We start from the raw sequence: 16,568 nt of genomic DNA, 5'->3' as shown, positions 1-16,568 counted from the left end.
CCCCCTCATCCGGCCCTTCGGGCCACCTTCTCCCCGAGGGGAGAAGAGATCGTCAGCGCCGGCGCCAGCCTCTTCTCCCCAGCGGGGAGAAGGTGGCCGCGTAGCGGCCGGATGAGGGGGCCTGGGCGCGAACCTTATTCCGGCACAAACCTCACCGCGCCCTTGGCCGCGCTGGTGGCCATGGCGGCATAGGCGCGCAAGGCGGTCGTCACCTTGCGCTTGCGCTTTTCCTCCGGCTTCCAGGCCATGGCGCCCTTGGCTTCCATCGCCGCCCGTCGCGCAACGAGTTCCGCCTCATCGACAGCCAGGCGGATGCTGCGGTTCGGGATGTCGATCTCGATCGTATCGCCCTCCTGCACCAGTCCGATCAAACCGCCTTCGGCAGCTTCCGGCGACGCATGGCCGATCGACAGGCCCGAGGTGCCGCCGGAGAAGCGGCCGTCAGTGACCAGAGCGCAGGCCTTGCCGAGGCCCTTCGACTTCAGATAGCTTGTCGGGTAGAGCATTTCCTGCATGCCGGGGCCGCCGCGCGGTCCTTCATAGCGGATGACGACGACATCGCCGGCCTTGATCTCATTGGACAGGATCGCCTTGACGCTGGAATCCTGGCTTTCGAACACGCGGGCCGGGCCGGTGAATTTCAGGATCGATTCATCGACGCCCGCCGTCTTCACGATGCAGCCGTCGAGCGCCAGATTGCCCTTCAGCACGGCAAGGCCGCCATCCTTGGAAAAGGGATGTTCGGTCGAGCGGATAACGCCTTTCTCGCGGTCGAGATCGAGCTCGTCCCAGCGGCGCTCCTGGCTGAAGGCGACCTGTGTCGGCACGCCGCCAGGGGCGGCGAGGAAGAAATCGCGCACGCTCTGGCTGGTCGTGCGGGAAATATCCCAATGGTCGAGCGCTTCGCCCAGGGTTGACGTATGCACCGTCGGCAGGTCGCGGTTGAGCAGGCCGGCATTGTCGAGCTGGCCGAGGATGGCCATGATGCCGCCGGCGCGGTGGACGTCTTCCATGTGGACGTCGGACTTGGCGGGCGCCACCTTGCACAGCACCGGCACCTTGCGCGACAGCGCGTCGATGTCGTCCTGATCGAAATCGATCTCGCCCTCATGCGCCGCAGCCAGGATATGCAACACGGTGTTGGTCGAACCGCCCATGGCGATGTCGAGCGTCATGGCGTTCTCGAAAGCGCCCTTCGAGGCGATGTTGCGCGGCAGTGCGGTTTCGTCGTCCTGCTCGTAATAGCGCTGGGCGAGATCGACGATCAGGTGGCCGGCCTCGACGAACAGACGCTTGCGGTCGGCATGCGTCGCCAATGTCGAGCCGTTGCCGGGCAGCGACAGGCCAAGCGCCTCGGTCAAACAATTCATCGAATTGGCGGTGAACATGCCCGAGCAGGAGCCGCAGGTCGGGCAGGCCGAGCGCTCGATGACCTTGACGTCCTCATCGGAGATCTTGTCGTCGGCGGCCGCGACCATGGCATCGACCAGGTCGAGCGCCTGCGTCTTGCCGGCGAGCACCACCTTGCCGGCTTCCATCGGACCGCCGGAGACGAAGACGGTCGGGATGTTGAGGCGCAACGAGGCCATCAGCATGCCGGGCGTGATCTTGTCGCAATTGGAGATGCAGACCATGGCGTCGGCGCAATGCGCGTTGACCATGTATTCGACGGAATCGGCGATCAGCTCGCGCGACGGGAGCGAATAGAGCATGCCGTCATGGCCCATGGCGATGCCGTCATCGACGGCGATGGTGTTGAATTCCTTGGCAACGCCGCCGGCCTTTTCGATCTCGCGCGCGACCAATTGGCCGAGATCCTTCAGATGAACATGGCCCGGCACGAACTGGGTGAAGGAGTTGACCACCGCAATGATCGGCTTGCCGAAATCCGAGTCCTTCATGCCGGTGGCGCGCCAGAGGCCGCGAGCGCCGGCCATGTTGCGGCCATGGGTGGTGGTGCGGGAACGATAGGCAGGCATGTTTTTTCCTTGGTGGCTGGCCGCAGCCCAGGGGTTGGCGCGGCGGAGCTGAATTCGGACCGCAGGCGTTATAGACGCGCAAGTATGGTCTGGCCACAATTTTGCAATGCGCCAGATTCTCTCAAAAAAATGCGTGGCACTGTCGGATGGCGCGCTGCATGTCCGTCCTTGGGCAGACGGCAAGGAGATGGCACCATGTTCGGAGTCAGCCGTTTCACAGGAACAGCGACCGAAACAGCACGAGGAGCACGACATGCAAAAGATCACCACCTGCCTGTGGTTCGATGGCCAGGCCGAAGAGGCCATGAATTTCTACGTCTCCATCTTCAAGAATTCGAAGGTGCTGAGCGTGATGCGCTGGCCCAAAGGCCACGCCGATGAAGGCAAAGTGCTGGTGACCACGTTTGAACTCGACGGCGTGCAGTTCCAGGCGCTCAATGGTGGACCGCAGTTCAAGCACAGCGAAGCGATGTCGCAGTCGATCGACTGCAAGACGCAGGAAGAGGTGGATTACTTCTGGGACAAGCTCATCGAAGGTGGCGGCCAACCATCGCAATGCAGTTGGCTGAAGGATAAATTCGGCGTCTCCTGGCAGGTTGTGCCGGAGCAGCTGCCGCGCCTGCTCCTGGATCCGGACCGGGCCAAGGCCGGCCGCGTAATGTCGGCGATGATGCAGATGAGCAAGATCGACATCGCCAAGATAGAGGAAGCTGCCAGAGGATAGTCGAGGGTCGCGCCGCCCCTCATCCGCCCTTCGGGCACCTTCTCCCCGTGAACGGGGAGAAGGAAAAAGCGCGACTTACGCCGCTCTGTCGCGGACCTGATAGTCCTTGATCGTGGCAAACTCGATCGCCTTCCAGCGCTCCGCTTCGTAGTTCAGCGAGAAGGCGTGCTGGGCGAGGAACACCGGGTCGTTGTCGAGGTCGCGGGCGATGTCGCCGCGATGCGCCTCGATGAAACGCAGGACCTCGGCCTTGTCGTCGGCCGAGATCCAGCGGCACACGGAAAAGCGCGACATCTCGAATTCGACCGGCAGGGTGTATTCGAAGTTCAGCCGTTCCTTCAGGACGTCGAGTTGCAGCGCGCCGACGACACCGACGATGGCCGGTGAGCCGTCCTCGGGCGAAAACAGCTGCACGACGCCCTCCTCTGCCATCTGGTGTAGCGCTTCCTTCAGCTTTTTGGCCTTCATCGCGTCGCCGAGGCGGACACGGCGCAGGATTTCCGGGGCAAAATTCGGAACGCCGCGGAACAGGATTTCCTCGCCCTCGGTCAGCGTATCGCCAATACGCAGCGTGCCGTGGTTGGGAATGCCGACGACGTCGCCGGCAAAGGCCTCGTCGGCGGTGACGCGTGTGCGGGCAAAGAAGAACTGCGGCGCCGACAGCGACATCGGTTTTCCCGTGCGTACCAGCTTGGCCTTCATGCCGCGCTCGAGCTTGCCCGAACAGACGCGGACGAAGGCTATGCGGTCGCGGTGGTTGGGATCCATGTTGGCCTGGATCTTGAAGACGAAGGACGTCATCTTCTCTTCGGTCGCCTCGACCTTGCGGGTGTCGGCCTCTTGAGCACGCGGCGGCGGTCCAAAAGCGCCGAGCGCCTCGATCAGGTCGCGCACGCCATAATTGCGCAGCGCCGAGCCGAAATAGACCGGCGTCAGGTGACCCTCGCGGAAGGCTTCTATATCAAGGGGTCTGCATGCTTCCCGCGCCAGCTCCAGCTCCTCGATGAAGGCCTCGCGCTCGTTCTCCGGCAAAAGGCCGGCGACGCGGTTGGAATCGGGACCGTTGACCGGCGTGCGCTCCTTCTCGTCGTCGCCCCTGCGCACGGCGTTCAGCGCCAGATGGTAGGTGCCGGAAAAATTCTTGCCCCGGCCGATCGGCCAGGTGATCGGCGCCGTATCCAGCGCCAGCTTCTGCTCGATCTCATCGAGGATCTCGAACGGATCGCGGCTTTCGCGATCCATCTTGTTGACGAAGGTGATGATCGGGATGTCGCGTAGCCGGCAGACTTCGAAAAGCTTCAGCGTGCGCGGCTCGATGCCCTTGGCGGCATCGATGACCATGACGGCCGAGTCGACCGCCGATAGCGTGCGATAGGTGTCGTCTGCGAAATCCTCGTGGCCGGGCGTGTCGAGCAGGTTGAAGACATTGTCCTCATACTCGAAGGTCATCACCGAAGTGACGACTGAAATGCCGCGCTCACGCTCGATCTTCATCCAGTCCGACCGCGTCTGGATCTTGTCCTTCTTGGCCTTGACCTCGCCGGCAAGCTGGATGGCGCCGCCGAACAGCAGCAGCTTTTCGGTGAGCGTGGTCTTGCCGGCGTCCGGGTGCGCGATGATCGCGAAGGTGCGGCGGCGCGCCACTTCTTCTTCTATTGCTTCGGGCATTCTCTGGGATTTCCGTGTGACAGGCCGGGCTTCTAGCAGCGCACTGCCGGCCTGTCGACCGGTCCGGCGGCAGGGAAGCCGCCGGAAGCCATGGCTTGCTTCAGGCCAATTCGGCCGTGCGGCTCGCCTGAACGACCTCGGGGAGCCAGCCGGCAATGGTGCCGCCTATCGCGTCGGCATGGTCTTCCTGCAGATAGTGCGCACCGGGTCCGAGATTGATGAACCGGCAGTTCTTCAGCCCGGCGGCGAATTCGCGTGCGGCCTGCGGCGCAATCAGCGCGCCGGGATCGCCCGCAAACAGCAGTTTCGGATAGGTGGAGAGCCGAAGTGCGCGATGATCATGTTCGCTGATGGCGGCAACGTCGGCGGGCTGGCCCTCGATCGGCAATTCCCGAGGCAGGCGCAACACCGGCTTTCGCGATTGCGGTGTCGGGAACGGCGCCCGGTAGACGGCCATCTCCTCATCGCTCAGTGTACGCAGCACCGAGGCCGGCAACACTTTTTCGACGAAGACATTGTCTTCCAGGACCAGCTTCTCGCCGACACCCGGCGTGCGCAGCGCCTTGAACATTTCGCGGGCTTGCGGGCGCTGATGAAAATCCTCCCAGCGCTCGAAGGGTCGGATGAATTCCATGAAGGCAAGGCCGAGCACGCGTTGCGGTCGCCGCGCCGCGAGATGGAAAGCCAGGGCCGTGCCCCAGTCCTGCGCGACCAACACCACTTCCTGGATGTCGAGCACGTCCAGGAAGGCGTCGAGATAGCGGACGTGATCGAAGAAGCGATAATCGATATCGGGCTTGCCGGATTGGCCGTAGCCGATCAGGTCGGGCGCGATGCAGCGACCGAGCGGCGCGACATACGGGATGATGTTGCGCCAGATGTGGGATGAGGTCGGATTGCCATGCAGGAACAGAACGGTGGGGCCGGACGCTCCCGTCTCGACATAGGACATGGTCGAATCGAGCACGGCGATCTGCGAGCGTCTCGGTGCAGCGACGCCAGCTTGAGAAATGTTGGCTTTCGAACTCATGGGGTCGGCTCCTTTGCAAAAACTGTGCTGAAGATGATTTTCTTGAACCGCTCGAGCGGCGCGGGGCTACGTTCAACCTTCATGCGCAGCATGGCGCCCTGCCAAGACGACAGCAGGAAGTCGGCAAGGTCCTCGGCCTCGAAGGTCTTGGAGATGTCGCCGGCTGCCTGGCCTTCGGCGATGCAGGCGGCGAAGGGCTGGCGCCAGCGTTCGAAGATGTCGACGAGTTGCAGGCGCAGCGGCTCGCTGTGGACCGCGGTCTCGAGGCTGAGATTGCCTATCATGCAGCCGCGTGCCCAATCATGCGCCTCAAGCTTCGAGGTGATGACATCGACGTAGCGCCTCAGCCGGCCGATGGGCGGCGTGCCGTCCTGCGCCAAGGCTTTCTCGACCAACGTGCCGACATAGGCGAAATAGCGGTCCAGCACCTCCCCGGCAAACTCCTCCTTGGAGGCAAAATGGTTGGTGAACGAGCCGGGCCGGGCGTCGGCGGCGGCAACGATGTCGCGCACACCGGCGGCGGCATAGCCGGAATTCCAGATGGTCCGGAACCCGGCGTCAAGGAGGTTTTCGCGGAGTGATTGTCTGGCCATACCGATATAATACGTACGTACGTATTGATGTCAAGCCGAATAATTTGCGTTGCCGATGTTGGCAAGCAGGGGTGGCACTGGAAGAGTGTCCCTCAGGGGGTGGCGAGTTTGAGGAGCGAACATGGCTGCGGTGAAACAAGTGATCGTCATCGGCGCCGGCATCATCGGTGCTTCCATGGCCTGGCACCTGACCAGGGCAGGCGCACAGGTGACGGTCATCGCTGCCGACAGCGCCGCCGGTCGGGTCGCCACGCCGAACTCCTTTGCCTGGATCAATGCCACCTGGGGCAATCCGGAGCCCTATTTCCGGCTGCGCACCCGCGCCATGGCCGAATGGTCGCGGCTGGCGCGGGACGTGCCCGGCCTGCCGCTCAACTGGTGCGGCGGCCTGTGCTGGGATCTATCGGCGGCCGACATGGAAGCCTATACCGCGCAGCATTCGGCCTGGGGCTACGGCATCGAGCGCGTCGACCGCGCCGGCGCGGCCCGTATAGAGCCTAATCTCACCGAACTCCCGGACGTCGCTTTGCATGCCGCCGAAGAGGGCGTTGCCGAGCCGGTCGCGGCAACGAAGGCGCTGCTGGCCGATGCCGAACGACGCGGCGCGCGGATCATCTCCAGCACGGTGACGGCGCTTGTCCAGACAGGCGGCAGGATTTCGGGCGTCGACACATCGCATGGGCTGCTTGCCACCGACGAGGTGTTGATCGCGGCCGGCGTCGGCTCGGCGGGCATTGCCGCCACCGCCGGCATAAATCTGCCGCTCGAGACGCCACCTGGCCTGATCGTCCACTCGCGGCCCTACGAGAAACTGCTGAACGGACTGGTGCTGGCCGAGCGGCTGCATATGCGCCAGACCGCCGAGGGCCGTATCATCGCCGGTTCCGATTTCGGCGGCGCCGACCCCGGCATGGATGCGCAAGCCACCGCCAGCGAACTGTTCGCGGTCCTGAAAGCCAGCCTGCGCGGCGGAGACGGGCTGGCGCTCGATTTCCACACGGTCGGTTACCGGCCGACGCCGATCGACGGTTTTCCGATCATCGGCCGCGCCGAGGGCATGGACGGCGTCTATGTCAGCGTCATGCATTCCGGCATCACGCTGGCGCCGGCCGTCGGCCTGTTTGCCGCTCGCGAAATCCTTGATGGCGAGCGCGATCCGCTGCTCGCGCCTTACGGGTTGGGACGGTTTGCTCAATAACCCGGACGGACGGCAGCGTCGGCCGATGTCTGTATAGGTTAACGCCCTACGGCGCCCCCCTCTGTCCTGCCGGACATCTCCCCCTCGAGTGGGGAGATTGGCAGTTTCGGCGCCTCGCTCAGTCCCGCAAGGTCGGCGATTGGCGAAAGCCGTCGCGACATCCAATCTCCCCCCTTGAGGGGGAGATGTCCGGCAGGACAGAGGGGGGCGCTGGCCCGCGGCGTTGCCGCAATTTGCAACTACCCGGCCAACGCCAGCTTCGCCACGGCCGGAGCAAAAGGCCGAATGTTGATCCCGTCCCTGGTCATGGTGACGAAGCTCGATGGCGCGATCGCCTAGGCGCGATCCGGAAGAGCCGCCGGCTTCTTGGTCGCGTGCGTGCCTCTGTTGTGCGTCCGCTCGTAAAGCTCGCGAACGATTCGGCTGGCGGTAGTTTCAAACAGAAATGGCAAGAAAGCATGAACGAGCGCGGCGCCGGCCGCCATCAACAGGCGCGACGAAAACCAGGCGGCAAAGCCCATGTGGCTGAAATAGGTTTCGCCGACCTTGGCCGGATGAGAGGTGAAAATCCTTGCGACCGACATGCTGGTTCCCCTTCAGCGCTTGAAGTTCCTGATATGAGTATCCTGACATGCTTCGCCGGTTCATCGGTCTCAAAATGTCCTTGTATTTCGGTGATGCATGGGACAAATATCCCACATGGCGCTGGAAATTGACGAAATCGACCGGAAATTGCTCGCCGAGTTGCAACGCGACGGCACGCTGTCGGTCGACCAGTTGTCGGAACGGGTGGCGCTGTCGCGCAATGCCTGCTGGCGCCGGGTGAAGCGGCTGGAGGAGGCCGGCGTCATCACCGGCAGGGTGGCGCTGGTCGATGCCGAAAAGCTCGGGCTTGGCCTTTCCGTCTTCATCCTGATCCGCACGTCCAACCACGATCCGGAGTGGCTGCAGAGATTCCGGGCGGCGGTGACCGGCTTTCCCGAGATCATCGGCGTCTACCGCATGTCCGGCGACCTCGACTACGTTCTGCGCGCCCGCGTCGCCGACGTGAAGGCCTATGACCGGCTCTACCAGCGGCTGATCGCCAAGGTGGCGCTGTCTGATGTTTCCGCCTCTTTCGTGATGGAAGAGATCAAGGAGACGACGGTGGTTCCGATGGAAGTGCGCTAAGGTATGTCGATATTCAGGTGATGCCGGCCTGCAAACGACGGGTTTCGACTCGGCCTGACCTGAATCTCAACACACCTCAGGCCATACTGATGCCTGAAAGAAAGCCGTTGATAGGCTTGCGGGCGAGTTGACCGAATCGCCGTTCGCGCCGATAGGATCGATTTTATGCGCGCAGCCCTTCAAACTCCCTCCGTCATCGGTCCGACTGTCGGCTTCGTCAGGTTGCCGCATGCCGAAGGACTACCGCTTCCCGCTTACGAAAGCGCCGGCGCCGCCGGCATGGACCTGCGCGCGGCGGTGCCCGACGACCGGCCGCTGCTGATCCTGCCGGGCAAACGAGCCTTGGTGCCGACCGGGCTGATCCTCGAAATCCCCGAGGGCATGGAAGGCCAGGTGCGGCCGCGCTCCGGCCTGGCGTTCAAACATGGTCTCACAGTCCTCAACTCACCGGGCACGGTCGACAGCGACTATCGCGGCGAGGTGAAGGTGCTGCTGATCAATCTCGGCGACGAGGACTTTGCCGTGACGCGGGGCATGCGCATTGCCCAGCTCGTTTTCGCCGCGGTGACACAGGTGGCGGTGGAGGAGCGTTCGCTTGCCGGCAGCACGGCGCGTGGCTCGGGCGGATTCGGATCGACCGGCACAGCCTGATGCCTGAAACAGTACCCCTTCCAAAGCTCGTCATCTTCGACTGCGACGGGATCCTGGTCGACACGGAGAATCTCGCCAACCGGCGCCTTGCCGAATGGCTGACCGCTGCCGGCTATCCGACAAGCTTCGAATATTGCCGCAAGAATTTCTCCGGCCGCAGCATGGCGTCGGTGCAGAAAGAGATCGAAGAAGAGACCAGCGTCAGGCTTGGCGCCGATTTTGTCGATCGCTGGAACGCCGGCCTGCCAGACCTGTTCGCCCACGGCGTCGAAGCAATCCCTTTTGTCCGCGAATTCGTCGAGGCCGTGCGGTCAGCCGGGATCGCCTATTGCGTCGCCACCTCGGCCCGGGTGTCGAAGATGCACATCACACTTGGCCAGACCGGGCTGTTGCCGCTGTTCGAACACGCGATGTTTTCCTCGACGATGGTCGCGCGCGGCAAGCCGTTTCCGGACCTGTTCCTGCATGCTGCGAAAACCGTGGGCTTTGCACCTGCCGACTGCATCGTCATCGAGGACAGCGTCGCTGGCACGCAGGCCGGCATCGCGGCCGGCATGCGGGTGTTTTCCTATCACGCCGATCCCTATTCCGACCGCGACGGCCTTATCCAGGCCGGCGGCATCCTGTTCGACGACATGCGCGAACTGGCCGGGCTGGTGCCGATCCACTGAGCTGGCTGACGGACTGGACGGGTTGGGAGGCTGTGCTACGTTCCGCGCGCCCGACAGCCTGAGGCGACCATGCCGACGAACCTGCTTCGCTTCATCCTCGCCGTGATGCTGCTGCCATTGCTGTGGACCGCAGCCGGCGCGCAAGACGCCAGCCTTCCGGAGCTCGGCAGCCCACTGCCCGGCCAAAAAGACATCACCTATCTCGACCTCGCCAGGATGATCATTCCAGACCTCGCCGCCGACAAGAATGGCTTTTACAGGGGCGGGCTGCCGATCGCGATGCGCCATATCGAGGGACCCGACAGCGGCGGCTCGCCGCCCGAAACCTCAGGCTTTTCCAATGCCTCCGTGCTTGCCATCAAGGCGGGAGGCAAGGACCGCCTGACCATGCTGTTCGATCTCGGCGATTCCTCAGACAGCGCAGAAGGCTATGCGGTGCTAGCGCTCTACGACATTACGGGCAAACCAAGGCTGCTCGACGCCGCCAATGTCGCCCTCGACCGCAGCACCTATTTCCGCGAACCCGGCAAGCTCGGCATCGGCGCCAATGATGATATCCTCATGATCGAGAGTTCGCATTCCAATTCAAACCAGAACTATATGATCGTCCCGCTGATTATGGTCGCCAGGGACAAGTTGAAGCTGATCGACATCATCTATTTGTTCGACGAGCACGTGTGTGCCCATAGCCGGACGCAGGACGTTGCCTTTAAAGCCATCGCAGAGGGCCGACGCCATGCGGCGATCAAGGTAACGGTGACCGATGCCACCGTCGTGAACGACGAAAGCTGCGATGACCGGCCGCCCAAACCTGAATCTCACGACATCTCCGTCACCTATCATTGGGACAAGAGAACCTCGCACTACGCCAAGGATTCCGACGCGCTGAACAATTTGGCAGGAGAGAACGCCAGACGCTTCTGAACCAACCGCATTCGTTTGCCCGGCCAGATGGAGCAGGATAAAATCCGTTCGGCCACACCGCATATGATGGGGGAACTACCATGGACAAGGGCAAGATCTTTCGCGACCTGCATGCCTCGACCTTCGTCGTGCCCAATCCCTGGGATATCGGCACGACCAAGCTGCTCGGCTCGTTCGGCTTCACGGCGCTGGCGACGACCAGCGCCGGCTTTGCCTTTTCGCGCGGCCTGCCGGACGGCGCGGTGACCTTCGACCAGATGATCCACCATTGCCGCGAAGTGACCGCGGCGACCAGCCTGCCGGTCTCGGCCGACCTCGAGAAAGGCAAGGGCGACAGCGCCGAGCAGGCCGCCGAAACCATCTTCGCGGCGGAAGCTGCCGGCCTTGCCGGCTGCTCGATCGAAGACCACACCGGCGATCCGGACAAGCCGATCTATGATTTTGCGCACGCCGTCGAACGCGTTGCGGCGGCCGTGGAAGCGGCGCGGGCCCTGAAACGCGATTTCGTCTTCACTGCGCGGGCCGAGAATTTCCTCTGGGGCAAGTCCGACCTCGACGACACGATCAAGCGGCTGCAGGCGTTCGAGAAGGCCGGCGCCGACGTACTCTATGCGCCAGGCATCGGCAACGTCGAGATGATCCGCACGCTCTGCTCTGCCGTCAGCAAGCCGGTCAATGTCATGGCGGTCCCGGGTTTTACCATCGCCGATCTCGCCATGGCCGGCGTCAAGCGTATCTCGCTCGGGCCGTGGCTGACCAATTTCGCCTATGGCATGCTGGAAACGGCGGCACGCGAAATCCAGCAAGACGGCACCTTCGGCTTCACCCGCGCCGCCATGCCGTTCAGCAAATTGCAGGCCCTCTTCGGCAAATCTTCGGATTAATGGGGCCCGTCGCATGACGCTGACCGTGGTCGACATGCATACCGGCGGCGAGCCGCTGAGGATCGTCACCGGCGGCTATCCCGGTATCCCCAAGGGCACGATCCTGGAAAAGCGCGCCTATGTGCGCGACCATCTCGATCATCTCAGGAAAATCCTGATGTTCGAGCCACGCGGCCATTACGACATGTATGGCGCCTTGCTGGTCGAGCCGGACCTGCCCGGCGCCGACCTCGCCGTGCTGTTCATGCACAATGAGGGTTATTCGACGATGTGCGGCCACGCCATCGTCGCGCTCGGCCGCTACGCCATCGATGAAGGGCTGGTGGCGAAACAGGAACCAGTCACGACAGTCAATATCGAGGCGCCGTGCGGGCTGGTCGTCGCCTCGGTCGAGGTCAGGGACGGCAAGGCCGGTGCGGTGTCGTTCGAAAGCGTGCCGGCCTTCCTGTTCGCCGGTGGACAGGCGATCGAATTGGCGGGCCACGGCACGATTGGCTTCGACGTCGCCTATGGCGGCGCCTTCTACGCGCTGGCCGATTGTCACCAATTCGGGCTCGAATTCGGCAGAAGCCGGATGCGCGATTTCGTCGATGCGGCAACGGGGCTGACGGACAGGCTCAAGGCTGAATTTCCGCTGTCGCATCCCGACCACGGCGACCTTGCCTTCCTATACGGTACCATCCTGACCGATGGCCGCGACACATTTTCCGGCGAGGTGACCAAAAACATCTGCGTCTTCGCCGAAGCCGAGGTCGACCGCTCGCCAACCGGTTCCGGCGTCACCGCAAGGCTGGCGGCCATGCATGCCAAAGGCGAGATCGCGATCGGACAGACGCGCACATTCGAGAGCATCGCCGGCTCGCGTTTTTCCGGAGCCGTGGCGCGGACGGCGAAGGCTGGACGGCATGAGGCGATCATCGCCCGCGTCGGCGGCCGCGCCTATTATTCCGGGCGGGCCGAATTCATCGTCGAGGCCGATGACGAGCTCGGACGCGGATTTCTGTTGCGCTGAAGAAAATGCCTAGCCGCGTGAGGGGCGAGCCACTTCCCGCACCGAGATCGCCTTGTGCAGATGCACCATCATGGCGGCGGCGAAGAGCGGCGTCAGCAGGTTGAGCAACGGCACGGCGAGGAAAGCGGCGATGAGCAGCCCGGCGAGAAACACTGTGCCGGCATAGTGCCTGCGCAAGGCCCTGGCCTCGTCTTCGCCGCGAAAGCGCATGGCGGCGAATTCGAAGAACTCGCGCCCGAGCAGATAGCCGTTGACGATGAAGAAGGAGGCTATGTTGACGCCCGGCACCAAGAGAAGCAGCAGGGCGACGATGTTGCCGAGAGTGACGACACCGAGGAATCGCGCCGACAGCACCAGCGAGCGCAGCGCCGGCATGGCGCGGCCGGTCGGATCGCGGGGATAGTCGGTGCGCTCGACCACTTCGGCGATATCGTCGAGGAACAGGCCAGCGACAACAGCCGTCACCGGCGCGATGAGCAACGCCATGCCGAAGGCAAGCGCTATTGCCGCGATGATGCCGCCGAGCCACCCGGCCCAGGACGGCATGCCGGGCAACAGCGTCTGCAGCCACGGCAGCGCCAGCCACTCGACGAGGCTGGTCAGGCCGAACCACAGAGCCACCAGTGCCAGCACGGTCAAGCCCAGCGTCTTGACGAACACGGCCCGGAAGGGAGGCGAAATCAGCTCGAGGGCCGCAGCGCGGGCAGCGTCGAAAATCACCTTGTCACACCCCCGGTTAGCGGACGCCGCCTAAAAGGCGGATGCTTCCGAGATAGGCAGCGCAGGCCATGAGCACAAGCGGGCTGGCGTTTACCGCGCAAACGCCGGCTTTCGAACCGGGATGGTCATGGCAGCGACCCCGGCCACGACAAAACCCATGCCCAGCCATGCCGTCGAACCAAGACTTTCGCCGAGGAAGAGAGCGCCGATGCCGACGCCGATCGGCACGCGCAGATAGGCCTGCGAGGTGGTGCCGACCGAACCCAGCGTGTGGATGAGGCGGAAATAGATAACGAAGGCCAGCGCGGTGGAAAAGACCGACAGGCCGAGCAGGGCCAGGATCGACGCGGTCGATGGCGCCAGCGTCCACGGCTGGTCGAACACCAGACTGAGCGGCACGAGGATGACGGCGCCGCACAGCATGGAACCGGCGGCCGGTAGCATTGGGTCGAGGCCCTTGAAACCGCGGCCGAAAATGGCGGCCCCGGCATAGCAGACCGTCGCGGCGACGATTGCCAATTGCGCCCACAATTCATGACCGAGGCCACCCAGCGCCTGCGTGCCGATAATGAGGCAGATGCCGGCAATGCCGGCGCCCACACCGATCAGTTTGCGCAAGGTGACCGGCTCGTGGCGGGTGATGAGCGCGGTCAAGAGGAAGGTGAAGATCGGTGAGGTCGCGTTGAGGATGGTGGCGAGGCCGGCATCGACCGAGCGTTCGGCCGCGGCGATCAGGGTGAACGGAATAACGCTGTTGAGGCAGGCCTGGAAGGCGAAGCGGCGCCAGCTTGCAGCATCGCCCGGCAAGGCGAGCCCGCGCCAGCGGATGATGGCCAACAGGATGCCGCCAGCGATCAGGGTGCGGGCGGCAATGAAGGTGACCGGCGGGATGGTTTCGACGCCGATCTTGATGAAGGTGTAGGAGGCGCCCCAGAGCACTGCCAGCACGACGAGCAGTACCAGGTCGGTGGTCAGATCGTTTTTTGCAGGCTCGTTCTTCGTCGACATGCTTTTTGTAGACATTGGGGGCTGGCTCGCCTTCGAAGCGGGATCGTCTGATCCAGGCTTATAGGCGGTGCGGCGATGAAATGCTTCGGCCACGGTCGAATTGTCATAGCGCCTCGCGGCTGATGCGCCTTTGCCTGTTCCGCCAAAGGCGTGTCACGCCCTAGGCAAACCGGTTTCAAATCGCTAGACCCGCGCCGGGCCGGCGTGGCAAGAAGCCGGCTCGGGTTTTTGGCGGAGATTTTGATGCCGGATTATGACGTGCTTTGCATCGGCAATGCCATTGTCGACATCATCGCCCAGTGCGACGAGGAATTCCTCGAGACCAACGGCATCATCAAGGGCGCGATGAACCTCATCGACACACAACGCGCCGAACTGCTCTACAGCCGCATGGGCCCGGCGATCGAGGCGTCCGGCGGCAGCGCCGGCAACACGGCGGCCGGCGTCGCCAGCTTCGGCGGCCGCGCCGCCTTCTTCGGCAAGGTCTCCAACGATGCGCTGGGCGAAATCTACGCGCACGACATCCATGCACAGGGCGTCGCCTTCGACACCACGCCGCTCAAGGGCGAGCCGCCGACGGCGCGGTCGATGATCTTCGTCACCCCTGACGGCGAGCGTTCGATGAACACCTATCTCGGCGCCTGCGTCGAGCTTGGGCCGGAGGATGTCGAGGCCGATAAGGCTTCTGGCGCCAAGGTCACCTATTTCGAAGGCTATCTGTGGGACCCGCCGCGCGCCAAGGAAGCGATCCGCCAGACGGCGAAGCTGGCGCACGCAGCAGGCCGCGAAGTGTCGATGACGCTGTCGGATTCGTTCTGCGTCGACCGCTACCGCGACGAATTCCTCGAGCTGATGCGTTCGGGCACGGTCGACATCGTCTTTGCCAACAGCCACGAGATCAAATCGCTCTACCAGACATCCTCGTTCGACGAAGCACTGGCGCAGATCCGCAAGGATTGCCGGATCGCCGCCGTGACCCGCTCGGAAAAAGGCTCCGTGATCGTGCGCGGCGACGAGACGGTGGTGATCAAGGCGACCGCCATCAAGGAACTGGTCGACACGACGGGCGCCGGCGATCTCTATGCCGCCGGCTTCCTGCATGGCTACACGCAAGGCCGCGACCTGCAAACCTGCGGCGACCTTGGCTCACTGGCGGCCGGATTGGTGATCCAGCAGATCGGCCCCAGGCCCCGGCAGAATCTGCGCCGCGAGGCTGAGCAGGCGGGATTGCTGTAGGGGTCCCGGCGCTTTTAACCTCTCCCCTTGTGGGAGAGGTCGGATTGCCCCGATTTGTCCTTTACAAATCGGATGGCAATCCGGGTGAGGGGTAGCTTGGCGCCAAGCTGGAACACCCCTCAACCGTCTTGGCGCTACGCGCCAATCCACCTTCTCCCACAAGGGGAGAAGGAAATGCCGTCGCGCGGCTGTCACACATGACACCTACACGCAATCTGGGCGCCCGCGACTGACATTTCGGTGCGCCCTCAGTCAGTTGGGGTGTCAAGAAATGCTGGACAGCATGCTGTCGGGCGGCCGGACCGGTTGCCGCCGCGATTTCCGTTTTCCGCACTAGAAGTTCAACAATCGGCCGCAGCTGAGGGGGAGCGCGCGGCCAGAAGACAGATGCATGAACAGATTTCAAATCCAGGGCCTCAAGCAGGACGACTTCGCGGAGATGGTCGCGGAAGACGTCGAACGTGCACTTGCCCACTATGACGAGGCCATCAACAAGCCCACCATGGTCTCGGTCGGCAAGATCGCCGGCAGCATAGCGTCCGCCGTCACCTTGCTGTCACCGAAGCACCGGCGCGCCATCGACGCCATCCATGCCGACCTGCCCGGCCTGGCGTCGAAATTCGTGCGCGCGCTGGCGGCGGAAGCCGCGCGCCGCAGCGAAGCCGGTATTGCCGGCGTGACAAATCCGCCGACGACCCCGTTGGCCGATGTCGAGCCTCCTTCGCTGCCAAAGTCCGACGATCTCGAATCGATGCTGATCGAGGACTGGGCCGGCCGCGTCGCCGGTTCGACCTATCTGGAAGAGCATCTGCGCATCGCCCGCTCGACCCTGCACCGCTGGCAGCGGCGGGGTGAGGTCATCGCCTTGCGCAAGGGCGGCCGCAAACATGTCTTCCCGCTGGCGCAGTTCGTCGACGGCCGGCCGGTTGCAGGCATTCGCGACGTGCTATCCCTGATCACCAATCCGAGGCTCGCATGGCTGTGGCTGACGCGGCCCTCGGCGCAGCTCGACGGCCGCGTCCCGATCGACTTGCTGCGGCAGGATCAGGTGGACGAGGTCGTCGAGGCCGCTCGCATATTCGCGCCGGGCTGAACGCCTC

The 16,568-nt window shown here is 63.6% G+C and carries 17 protein-coding genes; 10 read left to right on the top strand and 7 right to left on the bottom strand.

The genetic code is table 11. The features are described from left to right. Positions 1–134: 134 nt before the first annotated feature. Positions 135–1,979 carry a dihydroxy-acid dehydratase gene (ilvD, locus tag A4R29_RS02675; RefSeq protein WP_063171117.1) on the bottom strand — a complete coding sequence of 615 codons (1,845 nt, stop codon included), beginning with the start codon at positions 1,977–1,979 and terminating at the stop codon, positions 135–137. A gap of 253 nt (positions 1,980–2,232) precedes the next feature. On the opposite strand from ilvD, the gene A4R29_RS02670 reads away from it, so the two are divergent. After that, positions 2,233–2,703, top strand: a complete 471-nt coding sequence (locus A4R29_RS02670) for a VOC family protein (protein ID WP_027163762.1) — start codon at positions 2,233–2,235, stop codon at positions 2,701–2,703. 75 nt (positions 2,704–2,778) lie between these two features. Here A4R29_RS02670 and A4R29_RS02665 read toward each other — a convergent pair whose 3' ends face one another. The 3 genes from A4R29_RS02665 to A4R29_RS02655 all read right to left on the bottom strand — a co-directional run bounded on the left by A4R29_RS02665 (position 2,779) and on the right by A4R29_RS02655 (position 5,994). Then, on the bottom strand, positions 2,779–4,371 hold the full coding sequence (locus tag A4R29_RS02665) for a peptide chain release factor 3 (RefSeq protein ID WP_063171116.1): 1,593 nt from the start codon (positions 4,369–4,371) through the stop codon (positions 2,779–2,781). 100 nt (positions 4,372–4,471) lie between these two features. Continuing rightward, positions 4,472–5,401 carry a haloalkane dehalogenase gene (locus A4R29_RS02660; protein ID WP_013528040.1) on the bottom strand — a complete coding sequence of 310 codons (930 nt, stop codon included), beginning with the start codon at positions 5,399–5,401 and terminating at the stop codon, positions 4,472–4,474. Next, the gene (locus tag A4R29_RS02655) at positions 5,398–5,994 is read right to left on the bottom strand and encodes a TetR/AcrR family transcriptional regulator (protein ID WP_063171115.1); all 597 of its coding nucleotides are present in this window, start codon (positions 5,992–5,994) and stop codon (positions 5,398–5,400) included. The genes A4R29_RS02660 and A4R29_RS02655 overlap by 4 nt, the downstream gene beginning before the upstream one ends. A 121-nt stretch (positions 5,995–6,115) precedes the next feature. On the opposite strand from A4R29_RS02655, the gene A4R29_RS02650 reads away from it, so the two are divergent. Beyond that, positions 6,116–7,192 (top strand): NAD(P)/FAD-dependent oxidoreductase, encoded by a 1,077-nt coding sequence (locus A4R29_RS02650; RefSeq protein WP_063171114.1) that lies wholly within the window; start codon positions 6,116–6,118, stop codon positions 7,190–7,192. A gap of 335 nt (positions 7,193–7,527) precedes the next feature. Here A4R29_RS02650 and A4R29_RS02645 read toward each other — a convergent pair whose 3' ends face one another. Next, on the bottom strand, positions 7,528–7,776 hold the full coding sequence (locus tag A4R29_RS02645) for a DUF6356 family protein (protein WP_063171113.1): 249 nt from the start codon (positions 7,774–7,776) through the stop codon (positions 7,528–7,530). Between the two features lie 115 nt (positions 7,777–7,891). Between A4R29_RS02645 and A4R29_RS02640 the strand changes: the two genes are divergently transcribed. The 6 genes from A4R29_RS02640 to A4R29_RS02615 all read left to right on the top strand — a co-directional run bounded on the left by A4R29_RS02640 (position 7,892) and on the right by A4R29_RS02615 (position 12,504). Further along, positions 7,892–8,362 (top strand): Lrp/AsnC family transcriptional regulator, encoded by a 471-nt coding sequence (locus A4R29_RS02640; RefSeq protein ID WP_013528044.1) that lies wholly within the window; start codon positions 7,892–7,894, stop codon positions 8,360–8,362. Positions 8,363–8,527: 165 nt separating this feature from the next. Beyond that, positions 8,528–9,013, top strand: a complete 486-nt coding sequence (gene dut, locus A4R29_RS02635) for a dUTP diphosphatase (protein ID WP_063171112.1) — start codon at positions 8,528–8,530, stop codon at positions 9,011–9,013. Continuing rightward, positions 9,013–9,684 carry an HAD family hydrolase gene (locus tag A4R29_RS02630; protein ID WP_063171111.1) on the top strand — a complete coding sequence of 224 codons (672 nt, stop codon included), beginning with the start codon at positions 9,013–9,015 and terminating at the stop codon, positions 9,682–9,684. Before dut ends, A4R29_RS02630 begins: the two co-directional genes overlap by 1 nt. Positions 9,685–9,753: 69 nt before the next feature. Continuing rightward, on the top strand, positions 9,754–10,608 hold the full coding sequence (locus A4R29_RS02625; RefSeq protein ID WP_063171110.1) for a hypothetical protein: 855 nt from the start codon (positions 9,754–9,756) through the stop codon (positions 10,606–10,608). 80 nt (positions 10,609–10,688) lie between these two features. Continuing rightward, complete coding sequence (locus A4R29_RS02620) at positions 10,689–11,492, top strand: isocitrate lyase/PEP mutase family protein (protein WP_024505790.1); 804 nt, start codon at positions 10,689–10,691, stop codon at positions 11,490–11,492. A gap of 13 nt (positions 11,493–11,505) precedes the next feature. Then, positions 11,506–12,504: a proline racemase family protein gene (locus tag A4R29_RS02615; protein WP_063171109.1), complete on the top strand. Its 999-nt coding sequence runs from the start codon at positions 11,506–11,508 to the stop codon at positions 12,502–12,504. Between the two features lie 9 nt (positions 12,505–12,513). On the opposite strand, the gene A4R29_RS02610 is transcribed toward A4R29_RS02615, so the two are convergent. Further along, entirely contained in the window at positions 12,514–13,224 is a 711-nt protein-coding gene (locus A4R29_RS02610; RefSeq protein WP_013528050.1) for a sulfate transporter family protein, read from the bottom strand. 90 nt (positions 13,225–13,314) lie between these two features. Continuing rightward, positions 13,315–14,247, bottom strand: a complete 933-nt coding sequence (locus A4R29_RS02605) for a DMT family transporter (protein ID WP_050580561.1) — start codon at positions 14,245–14,247, stop codon at positions 13,315–13,317. A gap of 228 nt (positions 14,248–14,475) precedes the next feature. On the opposite strand from A4R29_RS02605, the gene A4R29_RS02600 reads away from it, so the two are divergent. Together A4R29_RS02600 and A4R29_RS02595 are read left to right on the top strand one after the other, a co-directional pair. Then, a complete protein-coding gene (locus A4R29_RS02600; protein ID WP_013528052.1) occupies positions 14,476–15,468 on the top strand; it encodes an adenosine kinase in 993 nt (330 codons plus the stop codon). Positions 15,469–15,859: 391 nt separating this feature from the next. Further along, entirely contained in the window at positions 15,860–16,561 is a 702-nt protein-coding gene (locus A4R29_RS02595) for an antitoxin Xre/MbcA/ParS-like domain-containing protein (protein WP_027164298.1), read from the top strand. Positions 16,562–16,568: the final 7 nt, after the last annotated feature.

The sequence above is a fragment of the Mesorhizobium ciceri biovar biserrulae genome (genome assembly GCF_001618845.1).
GTDB classification, from domain to species: domain Bacteria; phylum Pseudomonadota; class Alphaproteobacteria; order Rhizobiales; family Rhizobiaceae; genus Mesorhizobium; species Mesorhizobium ciceri.
This window is presented reverse-complemented; position numbering and strand designations above follow the sequence as displayed.